Raw genomic sequence first — 15,546 nt, 5'->3', positions numbered from 1 at the left:
GGCGCTTCGGAACCGTCGGCGGATTGTCGCTCTCCACGGAGTTTCTGACGCTGGTCGCCAGCCTTTCGGTCTATGCCTCGGCCTATCTGGCCGAGATATCCCGCGAACGTTTTGTCACGCGCCAGAATCCGCGCCCGCATAGGCTCATACCGGCCGTCGGCGCGCAGTCGCTCAAACTGGTCGTGCAGGTTGAAGATGAGGGCGGGGCGCTCGAAACGCCGCGCCGGCCGCGATGCGTGCGGATGCAGCCCCACCACGAAATAGGCTTCGCCGCCGAAGCTCAGCGAGAAATGGGGATTGTCCGGATCGGCGCAAACGCGCGGATCATAAGCCATGCCTTTCCAGGCGTCCTTGTCGGCGAGCGACTGGAGTCGCGCCCACAGCGCTGCCTCAAAGCCCACCTCGTCGAGATCGCCGGGCCCTTCGAATATCACGGCGAGACTCCGAAGGCCGCTCGGGTCGCTGCGATACGCCCTCGCCCAGTCGGCAAGCGCGCAGTGGATATCGAGATCGTTCCAGCCACTGGTCAGGTCGCGCGCGGCCAGAATTTTGAGATTTTGCCCCGCCATTGCCGACTTCGCCCCGACGCAGGGAAAGTCCGGCGCGGCGATGAAATCCGAGAGGCGATCGGCCAGTGTTGCGTGCAAATTTTGTCGGTCGCCGATGGTCATGGGCTGCAAACGGACGCGTCGCGAAAAGGCTCCGCTTGATCATTTCCAACGCCATCCTGGCCGAGGATCGAGAAAGCCGCCAGCCCGATGCCTCTGTGACCTGAATGCTTGCGCCGTACCTTCTCTGCGCTGTATGCGAAGCTATGGCATCGCCATGGCTTTCGAACTGGCTCCCCTGGGCCCTTCTCTCGGCTTGTTTCGCTGCGCTCACCGCCGTCTTCGCCAAGCTCGGGGTCGAGAAGATCGATCCAAATTATGCCACCTTCATCCGCACGCTGGTGATTGCGGTCTTTATCGCCGCGTTGCTGCTTGTAAGCGGCGGCTTCCAGTCGCCTGCGTCAGTGCCACGACACGCATGGCTTTTTCTTGTCCTCTCGGGGCTGGCGACCGGAGCCTCTTGGCTCTGCTACTTCCGGGCGATGAGCCTCGGCCAGGCGGCCGAAGTCGCGCCGGTCGAAAAAATCAGCGTCGTGCTTGTCGCCCTGTTCGGCGTGTGGTTTCTCGGCGAGCAGCTTTCGCTTCGCGCCTGGCTCGGCGTCGGCTTGATCACTGCAGGGGTCGTTCTGATCGCGTTCCGGCCCGCATGACCGGATGGGCGGTTGACGATGAGCGATTTCTGTATCCTGTGCGGGATTGCTCAATCAGCGGCGTCAACAGCCCAATGTCCAGACCGCCCGCCCCTGAAATACCGAATATTGTCGCGGCGTTAGTGATGGGCAGCAACGGACGAAGGAGTTATCGTTCGAGCATGACCAAGCGGTTCCGGATGTCATCGACCCTGTTGCTGTTCCTGCCGCTGGCAGCTTGCGCCCATTATGAACCGCGGCCCCTCGCGGCCGATCCGCTGAGTGCATCGGTATTGCAGGCACCGCTGAACGATATCGTGTCGCGCGACGCTGCGACCATCGCACGGCCCTATCTGAAACCCGTCGCGCTCGATCTGTCGGCGCCGCTCGATCCGAACGGCATCGCGATCCTTGCCGTTATCGCCAATCCCGATCTCAAGGCGCAGCGCGCGCGCGCCGGGGTAAGCGATGCGCAGGTCTTTGCCGCGGGGCTGCTTCCCGATCCCAGTTTCAGCTTTGGCGTCGATCATATTCTCTCAGGCCCCGACCCGCTCGACAATATCGCCGGCGCACTTGGTTTCAGCCTCAATGCGCTGCGCACCCAGAAGGTACAGCGCGCGCAGGCCGTCGCCGAGGCGCGGCAGATACGCCTCGATCTTGCCTGGGCCGAATGGCAGACCGCGTGCAACGCGCGCCTCCAAGCGGTGCGTGTACTAGCGCTCGAGCAGGCGCTCGCGAATGCCGCGACGAGCGCCGATGCCAGCGAGGCGCTCTTTGGCCGCTATCTGAAGGCGGCGGGGCGCGGCGACATCTCCCCCGATCAGGTTCAATCGTCGCGTATCGCTACGCTCGACGCCCAGAGCAATTTTCGCAGCGCGCAAACGAACCTTGCGACGGCGCGCTCCGAACTTCACCGCCTGCTCGGCCTGCCGCCGGGCTATCCGCTTCAGCTGGCGCCCGCGTCTCTCCCGGCCCCCGTTCCCGATGCCGACCGCCTCTTCGCAATCGCGCTGGCGGGCCGCGATGATCTTGCAGCGTTGCGCGCAGGCTATGACGCGCAAGAATCCGGCGTTCGCCGCGCGATCCTCGACCAGTTCCCGAACCTCGATCTCACGCTCAACGGTGCGCGCGATACCGGCGGCAACAAGCTGGTCGGACCCTCGATCGCCTTCACCCTGCCGCTGTGGAACCGCAACCGCGGCGGCATTGCGATCGCCGAAGCGACCCGCGAGGCGCTCCGCCAGGAATATGATGTGCGTCTGTTCCAGACCCGCGCCGATATCGCCGCCGCCGCATCGGGACTCGCGATCGCGCGTCAGCAATTTGCGCTGCTGCGCGACGGTATGCCGGCACTTGCAACCTTTGCGCTGGCAAGCCGCCGCGCGGCGCAGCGCGGCGATCTGGCACTCGCGACCGCCGAAGTCGCCGAGCAGAGTCTCCGCGACCGCCAATTGCTGCTCCTTCAATCCGAACAGGCGATCGCCGAACAGACCATCGCGCTCGAGCTGCTTGTCGGCGCCCCCCAGGAAGCTTGGACCCTATGATCATCCGCAAATTCCTTATCCTTCCGCTCACTTGCGGCCTTATGCTCAGCAGCTGCCAGTCCCCTGCCGACACCGCAGCGCCCGACCCGGTCGCGACGATCGATGTCGCTCTCGTGACCACAGGCAACATTGACGAGAAAATCACGCTTTACGGCGCCGCCGAGGCGAATGGCGCTGGCAAATATACGCTGTCGGCACCGATGGAAGCGCTAGTCCAAGCGGTCGACGCGCCCGTCGGAACTCAGGTGCGGCGCGGCCAGATATTGGTGCGCCTAAGCCCCAGCCCGACCGCGCGTCTCGATCTCGTCACGGCCTCGGCGAATGCCAGTGCCGCCGACTTGGCGCACGCGCGGGCGCGGCGGCTGCGCGCCGACGGGCTTGTCAGCGATGCCGATGTCGAGACCGCGCGCGCCGCCAAGCAGACGGCCGACGCGGCCCGCGCGAGCCTTGCCACCCGCAATGGCGCGCTGGTTCTCCGCGCGCCCGCGAGTGGCACCGTTGAAATCGTCGGTGCGAGTGCGGGCGAGCTCGTCGCTCCCGGCACGACGATCGTCTCGCTCGTCAAGGAGGGCGACCTGCGCGCGCGCTTCGGTGTCGATCCGGCGATCGCCCGGCGCATTCCCCAGGGCAGCTATGTCGAAATCACCGCCGCAGGCAGCAAAACGCCTTTCAACGTTCCGGTGCTGTCGGTCGATAGCGTCGTCGACCCGGTCACCAAATTGGCATCTGTCTATGTCCAGATCCCCGATGAAAGCGGGGTCGGCGCGGGTGAGAGCCTGACCGGCCGCGTGCTGCTCGGCAATATCCCCGGCGGCATGACCATCCCCTATGCCGCGCTGCTCGACGATGGCGGCCAGCCTTACGTCTTCGTCATCGCCCAGAACGTCGCCAAGCGGCGCGATATCGTCGCCGGTCCGCGCACCGGTGACCGGATCAGCGTTGCGTCAGGGCTGAAACCGGGCGAGCGTGTGGCGACGGCCGGCGTCACCGCGCTTGAGGATGGCATGAAGGTCCGCATTCAGAGCGCGAAGAAGTGACCGACATCATCAGCAAGCACGCTCGGTCGATCTGGCTTGCGGTGATCCTGCTCACGCTCGCTGGCGTCGTATCGGCAACGCGTGTCCCGGTCGGGCTTTTTCCCAATATCGATTATCCGCGCGTCGTGGTGTCGGTCGATGCTGGCGACCGCGATGCCGCGCAAATGGAAGCCGAGATCACCCGCCCGGTCGAGATCGGGCTGCGCGCCGTGCCGGGCGTGACCGGCGTACGCTCGGTCACGAGCCGGGGCAGCGCCGAGGTCGCGCTCAATTTCCAATGGGGCGACGATATGGTCGCCGCCGCCCAATCGACGCAGGGCGCGCTGGCGACATTGTTACCCACTCTCCCGGCGGGAACACGCTTCAACGTCCGCCGCTCCGACCCGACGATCTTTCCGGTAACGGGTTTTGCGCTGACGTCCGACAGCCTTGCGCCCGAGGCGCTGCGGACCCTCGCGGAACTCAAGATCCTGCCGGCGCTGACCTCGGTCGAAGGCGTTGCCGGCGTCGATATCCTGGGAAGCAGCCCCCGCGAGTTCGCGGTCGATGTCGATCCGTCGCGGCTGCAATCGCTCGGCATCAGCCTGAGCGATGTCGTGGCGACGCTTGGCAAGGCCAATATGGTGCAGGGACTTGGCAAGATCGAAGACCGGCATCGTCTCTATCTCGTCCTGCTCGAAAACCGCGTCGCGGACGCAAGCGATCTCGCCGCGGTCCCTGTTAAGGCGGCAGCCGGCGGTTCCGGTGTTGTCACCTTGGGGCAGATCGCGACGATCACGCCCTCGACGGCGCCCGCGTTCAGCCGCGTGACATCGGACGGCAAGCAGGCGGTGCTGGTCAACGTCCGTCAGGCGCTCAAGGGTGACACGGTCGCGATCGTCAAGGCGGTCGACGCGCGCCTCGCCGAGCTCCATCTGCCGCCATCGGTCAAGGTCACGACCTTCTATGACCAGTCCGAGCTGGTCGTCGGCGCGGCCAATGCTGTGCGCGATGCAATCCTCATGGGAGCGGTTCTTGCCGGAATTGTGCTCTTCGTCTTCCTGCGCTCGGGGCGCCTGATGGTCATCACCGGCCTGATGCTCCCCGCCGTGCTTGCGGCAACCTGCCTGCTGCTGTTCGCGCTGGGCATGAGTTTCAACATGATGACGCTGGGCGGCATGGCCGCTGCCGTCGGGCTGGTCGTCGATGATGCGGTGGTGATGCTCGAACATATGATGCGGCGAATGCAGGAGCAGCGTCTGAGCGAACCCCATTCGCTACTCGGCGCCGCGGCCGAAATGGGGATGCCTCTGCTTGGCTCGACGATGGCGACCATTGTCGTTTTCCTGCCGCTCGCGTTCATCAGCGGAGTGACCGGCGGCTTCTTCAAGGCCCTTGCGGTCACCATGGTCGCGGCCCTGCTCATCTCCTTGCTATTCGCTCGCTTCGTCATCCCCCTCGTCGCCGCTCATTGGCTGCGCGACAAGGATGCCGAGTCCGCCGACCGCGCCAATGCCATTCTCGATCCCCTGCTCGATCGCTACGGCCGGGCAAGCGGGCGCGCTTTCCGCCGGCCCGTCCTGTTCGCGGCCATCGTCGCGGCGCTGCTCGCGGTCAGCGGCTATGTCGCATGGCGAAACGTCCCCTCGGGTTTCATGCCGAAGATGGACGAAGGCGGTTTCGTCCTCGACTATAAAGCGCAATCGGGCGCATCGCTCGAAGACACCGATGCGCTATTGCGGCGTGTCGAGACGATCATCAGTGCAACGCCCGAGGTCGCGAGCTATTCGCGGCGAACCGGGGTGCAACTCGGCGGCGGCCTGACCGAGGCTGATGAGGGCGACTATTTCATCCGGCTGAAAGGCGGCTCGCGGCGGAGCATCGAAGCGGTGATGACCGGCATGCGCGAAAAGATCGCCGCCGAGGTGCCAGGACTCGAAGTCGAGCTGATCCAACTGATGGAAGATCTGATCGGCGATCTGACGGCGGTCCCGCAGCCGATCGAGGTGAAGTTGTTCGGCGACGATACGGCGGCGCTTGAAGCGTCGGCAAAGAAGATCGGCGAGCGGATCGGCAAGATATCGGGCGTTGTCGAAGTGATCGACGGCCTGCGCGTCGCCGGTGACGCGATCAGTATCGCGGTCGATCCCGGCGCGGCGGCGCAATATGGGCTCGATCCCGACAGTATCGCCGCGCAGCTCGAAACCGCGATCGGCGGCACCGCCGCGACGCAGGTGCGCATCGGCGCACAGCTAATCGACGTGCGCGTGCGCGCGCCGCAGGACCTGCGAAGTGACGTTGCGCGGATTGAAAATCTCCCGCTCATCGCACCCGGAGGGAGCAGTGTGCGTTTGGCGGCGGTCGCAACAGTGTCGATCCAGAGCGGGCAAAAGCAGCTCACGCGCGAAAATCTTGCGCCTTTTATTGCCGTCACCGCACGGCTTGAGGGCCGCGACCTTGGCTCGGCGATGACCGAAATCAAAGGCGCGGTCACCGGGCTCAAGCTCCCCACCTCGGTTCGCGTCGATTATGGCGGGCTATACGCCGAGCAGCAGAAGAGTTTTACCGATCTGTCGCTGGTGTTCGGTGCCGCGCTGCTGCTCAGCGCGCTGCTGATCACCCTCCTGTTCGAACGCGCCGGGTGGACCGTCGCCGCGATCTCGACGGTGCTGCTCACCGCGGCTGCGGTGATGATCGGGCTGTGGATTATGGGCATCGAGCTCAATATCTCAGCGCTCATGGGATTGACGATGGTCGTCGGCATGGTCGCCGAACTCGTGATCTTCTTCCTCGCCGAGATGGAGCGCGACAAGCCGGTCACCGCGGCGGCGCTGCTCGAAGCTGGCAAGAAGAGATTGCGCCCGATCCTGATGTCGGCGCTTATTGCAGTGCTGACGCTGGCGCCGCTCGCGCTCGGGATCAGTCGCGGCGCCGGCCTCCAGCAGCCGCTCGCTACCGCGATCATCTTCGGTCTGATTGCTGCGGTGCCGCTGGTGCTCTTTTTCCTGCCGGCGGTTATGCTGGCGCTGGCGCCGCGCGAGCCGGCACCTGCGGATTAAGGGACACGCCAGCTCGGATCAGATGATCGCGCGGCGTCGAGGGGTGTGGGGGATGAGCGCCTGCGTCAAGCGGTAGGTCACGCGATAGCCGACGTGGTCCGACAGCATCGTTCCGTCGCGCTCGCGCCCGAACGGCACCGCCATTGCGATCGCTTGAATCGAGGCGCGATAGCCAGGCGAAAAGAACTGCCAATCGCGGCCCTTCTGGAACACTGTGGCGGCGATGGCCGGGACGGCGCGCCCGCAAGGCGCGCCCGACTTGAGGCAGTGCTGCAGCGCATTATCGATGGGCAGGCGGCGCTTGGTGGTCCAGTTCGCCGCGCTGTGGGCTGTCAGGAACGAGCGCCGCTCGGCCGAGCTGGCGTTGAAATCGCCGGCCAATATGACAGGCAGATCGGGATTACGGTAGCGGGCGAGGAAAGCGTCTATAAACTCGACTTGCCGCCGATAGGCGAAAAGCGAACGCGTCTGGCTGACGCCCGAGGATTTTTTGCTGTTCATATGGGTGGTGACCACCGTCACCGGCGTCGCGTTGCCCGGCACCTTGATCGTCACCATCAACAGACCCTTGTTGGCGAGACAATCATAGCCTGCACAGGCAAAGGCGGGGAAAGCCTCACGATGAACTGACAGGATCGGATAGTCCGACGCCAGGACCAATCCCGAGCCGACCTGCTTGCCCGATCGCTCGCCCTTGAAGAAGCTCGCGCCATCGATGAAGGGGCGATCGCTGGCGCGCGGTGCGACTGGGCTCTGGAGATCGCGGGACGGGCCCTCGACAATATAGCGATAGCCGCTGCGCCGCGCTATAGCTTTGGCAGGAGAGGTGAACGCTTCCTGCAGGATGATCACATGCGGCTGCGCGTGCCGGGCGCGCATCGCGAGCAGCCGTGCCTCGATCCGCGTGAAGTCTGCCGTGCGATCGGAGGTGATCGGCCAGGGCAGGCCTTTCACATTATAGGCCATGATCGAGAGTGCGGTCGCTGCGGGAGTTGCCGCGCGGCGCGGCGCGGTCGCTGCGGCTGCGTGCGGGACGACCGCGCCGAGCAGTAGCGGCGCCATTGCCATCAACCCGTGCAGGCGCACCATATTCGTCTCCATCCAGGTCACTCCTTCCGCATCAAGAATTGCTGGTTGACGCCGCGGGAGGCGGCGATCCGCACTTTGCGCGGTCGGTGCGGAAATCGCGGCGCCACGGCGTCAGACTTCCCGGATGCCTGGCTGGCAGGCGGATGAGCTTATCCAGGGGATATGCGATGACGGCGATTGCGACCCGTGCTGCAGCGATTGTGGCGCTGCTGTTTCCCTTTGCTTCGCTGGCACAGGAGGCGTCGCCAAGCGTAGCAGTGACCCATGCCGCGCTCACCGCCACCGAGCGGTCGGCCGGCAGGACGCCAGCCCTCATACTGCCGGCCCCCGCCTCGTCGTCTTCGATACCCGTCGGCTTAGGCGTGCCAGCCGTCGATATGGCAGCGCTCGGGTCAGTGAAGCACCGATCTGCCGGCACCGAGTGGCCGGGCGGGGGCTTCAAGCTGACGGCAATGCGCGGCCGGTCGGTGCCCGCGAACTCCGCCGCGCAGACTTTCGAATATCGGCGTTTCGGGTTGATGGCGCTTGGCTTGGGTGCGACCCAAGAGGTCTCGGCGCGTGACTTGCTAACGCTGGGCGCGACTTATGCGGTCGAGCGCCGGCGCGCGGCCTTCATCGTCGCGCCGCGCAGAAATTATCGCACCGATGAGCGCGCCGTCGCGTTTCACTGGATCCGCGACGATCGCTTCGACGTCGGAGCCACCCTGTTCGACACTGGTCCGGCAAAACGTCGAAGCCCGGTCGAGCGCATCGCCGAACTCGCCGGCGGCGCGCCCCGTGCGGTGCGAGGTTGGGGGCTGATCGCAAGCGTACATCCTGCCGGCGACCCCGAACGCCTGTCGGTCGGCATCGATTTTCGCGCGCAGCAGGACCGCGACATTCAGCACAAGGACGCGCGCGTCCAGATTTTCCTGAGGCAGAAATTTTGACCATGACCAAGGCCCGCCACATCGCGATCATCCTCCACGATTTCTCGACCGGCGGAAGCGAACGCATTGCCATTCGCCTGGCGAACCGCTGGGCCGAGATGGGCCGCCGGGTCACGATCATCTGCGGCACCGAGAAGGGCGCGGCCCGCGCGTTGGTCGGGGCAGGGGTCGCCGTCAGACCCTGTTCGCCCGAGACGATACGTAGCCCCTGGTCGCGGGCGCAACTCGGCTGGCGCATGGCGCGGCTCGTCCGAGCCGAAGCACCCGACATCATTTTCTCGCCGGGTAATTTCCACCTCATCATTCTCGCCTTCCTCGCCCGCCAGCGCTTCGCGAAACGGCCGGTTTTCGTCAGCAAACTCAGCAATCCGATTCGCCGGGGCGGATTCCGGCGCCTCGTAAGCGGGCTCGCCGACGCCGCAATCCGGCTCGCTGCAGCGTCGACGGATGTGCTGGTGGCGATGTCGCCATCGTTGCTCGCGGAGGCGCGGTCGGTGTTTCCCCGCCACAGGCTTGCTGAAATTGCCGAGCCTATCCTTGAAGATCAGTTGATGGAGCCGCACAGTCGGGCAAGCTATGAGCCCGCGCCGCTCATTCTATGCGCTGCGCGCCTCGCGCCGCAAAAGGATCTGCTAACGGCGATCCGGGCCTTTGCCGAACTGCCTCCAGCCCTGAAAGCGCGGCTGCTCATTCTTGGTGAGGGGCCTTTGCGCGGCCGGCTCGAACGTGAGGCGCAGGTTCTGGGTGTTGCCTCGCGTGTCCAGATGCCCGGCCATGTGCCCGACATCACGCCCTATCTGGCGAAGGCCCATCTCTATTTAATGAGCTCGCACTATGAAGGCTATCCTGCCGTTCTCGTCGAGGCGATTGCAGCTGGCGTGCCGATCGTCACAACCGATTGTTCGCTCGCTTTGCCCGAAATCTTTCGCTCGCCCGAGCTGGGGGCGGTTGTCCGCCAGCGTCAACCCGAAGCGATTGCCGCAGCGATCGTTGCGCGCCTGCGCCGATCTCCCCCGTCGCCCGGGGCTGCCCGCGAGGTGACCGATCGGCATAGGCTGGGTGCCTCGGCTGCGGACTATTTGGCGCTCTTCGACCGGCTCGCCGCATGAGCGTGCCGCGCCGCCTGCTGGCCTCGATCCATGACGTCGCGCCGGTCCACGCAGCGCGCCTTGACCGGCTCGTATCGCTTGTCGAGGAGGCAGTAGGGCCGGGACGCTATGCTTTGCTCGTCGTTCCCGATTTCCACCGGCAAGGCTTGCTGACCGCCGACCCGCGGTTCGGGCGGCGCTTGCGCGACTGGTCGGATGCGGGGTGCGAGATCTTCCTGCATGGCTTCACCCATCTCGACGAGAGTGAGCATGTCGGCGCCACCGCGCGGTGGAAGGCAACGCGCATGACCGCGGGCGAAGGAGAGTTTCTGGGACTGTCGACCCGCGATGCCGAGGCAAGGATCGCCGAGGGGCGCGACATGATCGAGCAGCTCATAGGACGGCCTGTTGCGGGGTTCGTCGCGCCCGCCTGGCTTTACGGCGAGGACAGCATTGCTGCTCTCGCGGCGCAGAACATCCGGATGATCGAGGATCATTTTCGTGTCTGGAACCCGCAGAACTCGGCCGTTCTCGCAACGGGCCCCGTGGTCACTTATGCCAGCCGTTCGCCTGCTCGCATCGCGAGTTCGATTCTCTGGTCCCGCCTCGCGACGAAATTGCTGGCGCGGGCGCGCACCGTCCGCCTCGCGGTCCATCCGCACGATGTCGATTCGCCGCGTCTCATGCGCGAAATTACGAGGGCGCTCGCCGCCTTCGCGCTTTCGCATCGGCCGTCCGCCTACCGCGATCTGGTGCCCAGCTGATTTTCAAAATTCCGGATGCGGATTTTGCGCACGCTTGGCGTCACTCCCCCAGGAACCGCTGCCAAAAGGTGATTGATGGCCTCTCAAGCATTGCGTGCAACTCCGGGCACATGGGCCGAGCGCCTCCGTCCCCTGCTTCGGGAGCAGCATCCGTGGCAGAAATTTCTCTCACTTGGCCTGTCGCTCGCGCTGCTGGCGGCACTAGGGTCCAAGCTGGCGACTATCGGCTTCTCCGAGCTTTTGCGGGGCATTCCCGCCTCGCCAATCTTCTGGATTGCCTTTGCCGCCTATTATCTGGCCCTGCCGGCTTCCGAATGGCTGATCTTTCGGCGATTGTGGAACATTCCGCCTGCTGGCTTCGCCGCGCTGCTGCGCAAGCTCGTCAGCAACGAAATCCTGTTCGGCTATAGCGGCGAGGCCTATTTCTACGGCTGGGCGCGGCGTCACGCGAAGATGGCGGCGGCGCCCTTCGGCGCCATCAAGGATGTCAGCATCCTGTCGGCGGTCGCCGGCAATCTCATGACCCTCGTGATGTTGGCGCTCGCATGGCCGGTCGTTGGACAAATCGCTCCTGAATTCCATGGTCGCACCGTGGCGTTGTCCGCAGCGGTGATTATCGGGCTCTCGCTTGCTCTTCTCGCTTTCCGGCAGCGCATCTTTTCGCTTCCCCGCACCGAACTGCGCATGATCTTCGGCATGCATATCGGCCGTTTGCTGCTGACGACATTCCTTTCGGGCGTCATGTGGCACAGTGCGTTGCCCTCGGTGTCGATGGGCTGGTTGCTCATCCTCGCAACGCTGCAACTGCTCGTGACCCGCCTGCCGTTCGTGCCCAACAAGGATATTGTCTTCGCCAGCGTCGCTCTGTTCCTGATTGGTCATGACGGAGCGATCGGAGCGCTGATTGCGATGATCGCCGGTCTGATCCTGCTTTTGCACCTGCTTCTCGGCGCAATTTTGACGATGGCCGAGCTTGCGACGGCTCATCGTTCGTGAAGGCCGCGATAACCCCCATCGCGCTGCTGTTCATTGCGGCTGCGCCCGTTTCGCCCGACCCGTCGCTGGGCAAGGCCGAAGCCGCGTGCCGGCCGAATGAGGCGGGTCCTGCGCTGCTCGTTGGCATAACCGGCCTCAAGGATCGCAAGGGTCTGCTGCGCGCAGAAGTCTATCCCGATAATGACAGAGATTTTCTGGCCGACGATGCGGTCTTGATCAACGCGCGCAAGACATTCCGCAGGGTGGATCTGGACCTCCCCGCATCGGGGCCAGTGACCCTTTGCCTGCGCCTACCCGGTCCCGGTCGCTACAGCCTGTCGGTCCTCCACGATCGCAACCGCAATCTCAAATGGGACAAATTGTCCGACGGCCTTGGCTTCGGCGGCAACCCGAGGCTCGGCTGGTCGAAGCCCAAGGCAGCGTCGGCCTCGGTGCTCGCGGGAGCGGGGCCGACGCGCACCGAAATCGTCATGAACTATCTGAGCGGTCTCAGATACCGGCCCCTGGAGCGCAAATGAAGATTGTCGATGTCTGTGCCTTTTATACGCCGCACGGCGGCGGTGTGAAAACCTATATCGACCGCAAACTCGCGATCGGTGCGGCTCTGGGCCATGAGATCGTCGTCATCGCGCCTGGCTCGCACGATCATGTCGAGCGGCGAACCGGCGGAGGCCGGATCATCCACGTCGCAAGCCCGCCGTTGATTGTCGATCGGCGCTACCGCTATTTCGACGATGCGGCCGCCGTTCATGCCCGGCTCGATGCCGAGCGCCCCGATCTCGTCGAAGCCTCCTCGCCCTGGCGCACCGCCAATATCGTTGCCGACTGGCAGGGAAGCGCGCCGCGCTCGCTGATCATGCATGCCGATCCTTTGGCCGCCTATGCCTATCGCTGGTTCGGCCGGTTTGGCAGCCGCGAAGCGATCGACAAGAGCTTCGACCTCTTCTGGCGCCATTTGCGCCGGCTCGGCGATCGCTTCGACTGTGTCGTCAGCGCTAACCGTCACCTCTCGTCGCGGCTGCAGACGGGCGGAGTGGCCGGCATCGTAACTATTCCGATGGGGGTCGATCCCTGCCTCTTTTCACCGGCGCATCGCGACGTCGATCTTCGCCGCGACCTTCTCGCGCGCTGCGCGCTTCCCGAAAATGCGAGCCTCCTCATCGGCGTCGGCCGCCACAGCGCCGAGAAGCGCTGGCCGTTGGTCATCGACGCCTGCCTTGCCGCATCGCAGCATCGCCCGATTGGCCTCGTGCTCGTCGGCGACGGCCGCGATCGAGGGCGGATCGTGCGTCATATCGGCAATAATCCGCATATTCATCTGCTCGCTCCCGTCGCCGATCGCCTCCTGCTCGCGAAGCTCATGGCCAGCGCCGACGCGCTGATCCATGGGTGCGAGGCCGAAACGTTCGGTCTCGTCGCGGCGGAAGCGGCGGCATCGGGGCTGCCGTTGATCGTGCCCGACGCGGGCGGGGCTTCCGATTTTGTAGCCGACGACAATGGCGAACTATATGCGGCGGGTGATGCGGGCGCCGCGGCCCGGGCGATCGGGCGGCTTCTGTCTCGCGACCGGCCACGGCTGGCCGCGGCAACGGCGCGGCGCGCTGCCGGCATCCCGCTTATCGACGATCATTTCGACGCGCTCTTCAGCCTCTATGGCGAGCGGGCGGCGCCGCTGCGCACGGCCGCCTGATGTCTGCGATCGATCTCTATATTGCGCGGCGGCTGGCGCGACCCTTTCTCGCTAGCGGTGCGACCGTCATATTGCTGCTGAGCCTCGAAAACAGTCGACGGTTGATGGGCTTGCTCGACAATGTCGAGAAGCCGGTCGCGGTGTTGATCAAGCTCATGGTCTATCTCGTTCCCGAATATCTCGGCATCGGCCTTCTGATTTCGGTGTTCGTGGCTGTTGCGGTCGCCTTTCGCGGTTTCGCGATCAGCGGCGAACTCGACATCTTCGCGTCAATCGGTCTCTCGCCCGCTCGGCTGCTACGCGTGCCGCTACTCTTCGGGCTAGCGATTGCCCTCTTACACGTTGGGCTGCGTGCCTATGCCGAACCGGCTGGGGAGCAGCGGCTCGATGCGCTGGGCACCTCGATCGCGATCGGCAACCTCGGGCTGTCGATCGCACCGGGCGAGTTTCTCAGCCCGCGCCCCGATACGGTTTTCCACGTCGACGCCGTCGATCGGCGCACGGGCGAATTCCGCGGTCTTTTCTTGCGCAATCATAATATGACCGTCGCCGCGCGGGACGGCAGGGTCATCAATGGCGGGCGCGACGGCGTGCTGCTGCGTCTCGCCGATGGCCATGTTATCGCCAGCAAACCGGGCGGGCGTCTCGAGATGGCGTCCTTCCAGACGATGGCGATGCCGATCCAACTGCTGGCTCCAAAGTCCGTCCGCGAGAATGCGCGCCACCGCAACGACCGGCTCATGCTGGGCGACCTGATTCGCACCGCCGTCGATGGATCGATCGCTGCCGAGCGCACGGCGGCACGCGCCGCACTCGGCAGCCGTTTTGTGACGGCCGCTTTCATCGTCCTGATTCCCTTCTTCGGCTTTGCGCTTGGGGTTCCGCCGAAGCGATCGACGTCAGCGCTCGGCCTCGGATGCGGGATCCTGCTCATCGTCGGGTTTGTTCAGGCGATCGTTGCCATCGAAGATAGCGCTCATTCGCTGGCGCCGCTGTTTCAATTGATGACCCTCATCGGCTTTGCCCTGGCGGCATTTGTCCTGTTTCGCTTTCAGCGCAGCCAAGGTCCGGGGGCGATCGAAGCGGCGCTCATGTCGGCCAGCCGTCCTGCACGCCAGATTTCGCGTTGGATACCGTTTGATCGCATGATGATGCGGTTGCCTCCCACCCAAAAGTCGATGCTCTCGGTCGGCCGATGACGTCCAATGCCCGCCGGTCCGGCCGATCGAATCCGGGTAAGAGATCGACAAGCAAGGTGCGCGACCGCCCTCACTTTACGTGGCAGGCGGGCGCGCCATTCTGGTGGAACCTGCTCCGCTTCGCCACGCGAAACGGCAGCGATTAAGGCGAGTTTAGTTCAGCTGCGGCGCTGTCTTTGCCGGCAGGGAGCGACCGCGTGCGGCCTTTGTCTGGCGCCAGTCGTAAACCGTCCAGCCGCGCCGCAGGGCGAGGTTAAGCAATTTTTTGGACGGATTGACCGCCACCGCCTCGTCTGCCCATTCGAAGGTCGGAAGATCTGACAGATCGTCCGAAAAGAAACGGATATGGGCGTTGGCGCGGTCGATCTCCTGCCCGGCGAGCCAATGCTCGAGCATGCGTCGTTTGTTTGCGCCATAGCAATTCTCACCCGCAATCCGCGGCGTGAGGTCGCGCCCGCGCCACGTCGATGCGGTGCCCACGATATCTGCGACACCAAGCCGCTCGGCGAGCGCCTCGAGATAGAAGAGATGCGCGGCCGAGGCGATGACGACGCGACGCCCCGCCGCGCGCTCGGCGGCAATGCTCGCGATGGCGTCGGCGTGAATATTATTCGCAATGCTATGCTCGGCATAGGCATCCACGAGGTCGGTCACGAGGTCGAGATCGACCGCGCTTCCGAGCATGAGCCGCTGCATTGCCTGCTTGAGTTGTTTGCGCGTCAGGAGGCGGGCCTTGTAGGCTGCCATGAGACCGACCACCAGCGGGGCGAAGACGAGCCGCCACGGCGCGCGTCGCCGCGCCGCAAAAAGCAGGAACGGCGACCAGGTGCCGTATATGGTGAGCGTCCGGTCGAGATCGAAGACCGACAGCGGGCAGGATGATGACATGGGCGATTTCCTCCGCAGGTAGGACGCCGCCCGAATTATTTTCCGCA

The 15,546-nt window shown here is 64.8% G+C and carries 14 protein-coding genes; 11 read left to right on the top strand and 3 right to left on the bottom strand.

The window, feature by feature from the left end:
* A partial coding sequence (gntA, locus tag ATE64_RS16095) for a guanitoxin biosynthesis heme-dependent pre-guanitoxin N-hydroxylase GntA (protein WP_058800168.1) occupies positions 1-671 on the bottom strand: 671 nt, incomplete at its 3' end.
* A gap of 143 nt (positions 672-814) precedes the next feature.
* On the opposite strand from gntA, the gene ATE64_RS16090 reads away from it, so the two are divergent.
* From ATE64_RS16090 to ATE64_RS16075, 4 genes are all read left to right on the top strand, one after another.
* The gene (locus ATE64_RS16090; protein WP_058455281.1) at positions 815-1,258 is read left to right on the top strand and encodes an EamA family transporter; all 444 of its coding nucleotides are present in this window, start codon (positions 815-817) and stop codon (positions 1,256-1,258) included.
* 161 nt (positions 1,259-1,419) lie between these two features.
* Positions 1,420-2,781 carry a TolC family protein gene (locus tag ATE64_RS16085; protein ID WP_231729126.1) on the top strand — a complete coding sequence of 454 codons (1,362 nt, stop codon included), beginning with the start codon at positions 1,420-1,422 and terminating at the stop codon, positions 2,779-2,781.
* Positions 2,778-3,818: an efflux RND transporter periplasmic adaptor subunit gene (locus ATE64_RS16080; RefSeq protein ID WP_058455280.1), complete on the top strand. Its 1,041-nt coding sequence runs from the start codon at positions 2,778-2,780 to the stop codon at positions 3,816-3,818. Before ATE64_RS16085 ends, ATE64_RS16080 begins: the two co-directional genes overlap by 4 nt.
* On the top strand, positions 3,815-6,856 hold the full coding sequence (locus tag ATE64_RS16075; protein ID WP_156416564.1) for an efflux RND transporter permease subunit: 3,042 nt from the start codon (positions 3,815-3,817) through the stop codon (positions 6,854-6,856). Before ATE64_RS16080 ends, ATE64_RS16075 begins: the two co-directional genes overlap by 4 nt.
* 18 nt (positions 6,857-6,874) lie before the next feature.
* On the opposite strand, the gene ATE64_RS16070 is transcribed toward ATE64_RS16075, so the two are convergent.
* A complete protein-coding gene (locus ATE64_RS16070; protein ID WP_058455279.1) occupies positions 6,875-7,957 on the bottom strand; it encodes an endonuclease/exonuclease/phosphatase family protein in 1,083 nt (360 codons plus the stop codon).
* Between the two features lie 188 nt (positions 7,958-8,145).
* Between ATE64_RS16070 and ATE64_RS16065 the strand changes: the two genes are divergently transcribed.
* The 7 genes from ATE64_RS16065 (at position 8,146) to ATE64_RS16035 (ending at position 14,611) form a co-directional block, all read left to right on the top strand.
* Positions 8,146-8,874 carry a hypothetical protein gene (locus tag ATE64_RS16065; protein ID WP_156416563.1) on the top strand — a complete coding sequence of 243 codons (729 nt, stop codon included), beginning with the start codon at positions 8,146-8,148 and terminating at the stop codon, positions 8,872-8,874.
* A 2-nt stretch (positions 8,875-8,876) separates the two neighbouring features.
* On the top strand, positions 8,877-9,983 hold the full coding sequence (locus ATE64_RS16060; protein ID WP_058455277.1) for a glycosyltransferase: 1,107 nt from the start codon (positions 8,877-8,879) through the stop codon (positions 9,981-9,983).
* The gene (locus ATE64_RS16055; protein WP_058455276.1) at positions 9,980-10,726 is read left to right on the top strand and encodes a polysaccharide deacetylase family protein; all 747 of its coding nucleotides are present in this window, start codon (positions 9,980-9,982) and stop codon (positions 10,724-10,726) included. Before ATE64_RS16060 ends, ATE64_RS16055 begins: the two co-directional genes overlap by 4 nt.
* 75 nt (positions 10,727-10,801) lie before the next feature.
* Positions 10,802-11,722, top strand: coding sequence for a hypothetical protein (locus tag ATE64_RS16050; RefSeq protein WP_058455275.1), 921 nt, complete (start codon positions 10,802-10,804; stop codon positions 11,720-11,722).
* Positions 11,719-12,240 (top strand): DUF2141 domain-containing protein, encoded by a 522-nt coding sequence (locus ATE64_RS16045; protein ID WP_058455274.1) that lies wholly within the window; start codon positions 11,719-11,721, stop codon positions 12,238-12,240. Before ATE64_RS16050 ends, ATE64_RS16045 begins: the two co-directional genes overlap by 4 nt.
* Positions 12,237-13,412, top strand: a complete 1,176-nt coding sequence (locus tag ATE64_RS16040; RefSeq protein ID WP_058455273.1) for a glycosyltransferase — start codon at positions 12,237-12,239, stop codon at positions 13,410-13,412. The genes ATE64_RS16045 and ATE64_RS16040 overlap by 4 nt, the downstream gene beginning before the upstream one ends.
* Positions 13,412-14,611: an LptF/LptG family permease gene (locus ATE64_RS16035; protein ID WP_058455272.1), complete on the top strand. Its 1,200-nt coding sequence runs from the start codon at positions 13,412-13,414 to the stop codon at positions 14,609-14,611. The genes ATE64_RS16040 and ATE64_RS16035 overlap by 1 nt, the downstream gene beginning before the upstream one ends.
* 153 nt (positions 14,612-14,764) lie before the next feature.
* On the opposite strand, the gene ATE64_RS16030 is transcribed toward ATE64_RS16035, so the two are convergent.
* Positions 14,765-15,499, bottom strand: coding sequence for an HAD-IB family hydrolase (locus tag ATE64_RS16030; protein WP_058455271.1), 735 nt, complete (start codon positions 15,497-15,499; stop codon positions 14,765-14,767).
* Positions 15,500-15,546 lie beyond the last annotated feature (47 nt).

It is taken from the genome of Sphingopyxis sp. H073 (genome assembly GCF_001468395.1).
Classification (GTDB): Bacteria; Pseudomonadota; Alphaproteobacteria; order Sphingomonadales; family Sphingomonadaceae; genus Sphingopyxis.
This window is presented reverse-complemented; position numbering and strand designations above follow the sequence as displayed.

What these genes read in the sequence shown, in the direction of transcription:
- ATE64_RS16090 (WP_058455281.1), top strand. Translation starts at nt 815, where the DNA reads ATGGCATCGCCATGGCTTTCGAACTGGCTCCCCTGGGCCCTTCTCTCG.
- ATE64_RS16085 (WP_231729126.1), top strand. Translation starts at nt 1,420, where the DNA reads ATGACCAAGCGGTTCCGGATGTCATCGACCCTGTTGCTGTTCCTGCCG.
- ATE64_RS16080 (WP_058455280.1), top strand. Translation starts at nt 2,778, where the DNA reads ATGATCATCCGCAAATTCCTTATCCTTCCGCTCACTTGCGGCCTTATG.
- ATE64_RS16070 (WP_058455279.1), bottom strand. Translation starts at nt 7,957, where the DNA reads ATGGAGACGAATATGGTGCGCCTGCACGGGTTGATGGCAATGGCGCCG.
- ATE64_RS16060 (WP_058455277.1), top strand. Translation starts at nt 8,877, where the DNA reads ATGACCAAGGCCCGCCACATCGCGATCATCCTCCACGATTTCTCGACC.
- ATE64_RS16055 (WP_058455276.1), top strand. Translation starts at nt 9,980, where the DNA reads ATGAGCGTGCCGCGCCGCCTGCTGGCCTCGATCCATGACGTCGCGCCG.
- ATE64_RS16050 (WP_058455275.1), top strand. Translation starts at nt 10,802, where the DNA reads ATGGCCTCTCAAGCATTGCGTGCAACTCCGGGCACATGGGCCGAGCGC.
- ATE64_RS16040 (WP_058455273.1), top strand. Translation starts at nt 12,237, where the DNA reads ATGAAGATTGTCGATGTCTGTGCCTTTTATACGCCGCACGGCGGCGGT.
- ATE64_RS16035 (WP_058455272.1), top strand. Translation starts at nt 13,412, where the DNA reads ATGTCTGCGATCGATCTCTATATTGCGCGGCGGCTGGCGCGACCCTTT.
- ATE64_RS16030 (WP_058455271.1), bottom strand. Translation starts at nt 15,499, where the DNA reads ATGTCATCATCCTGCCCGCTGTCGGTCTTCGATCTCGACCGGACGCTC.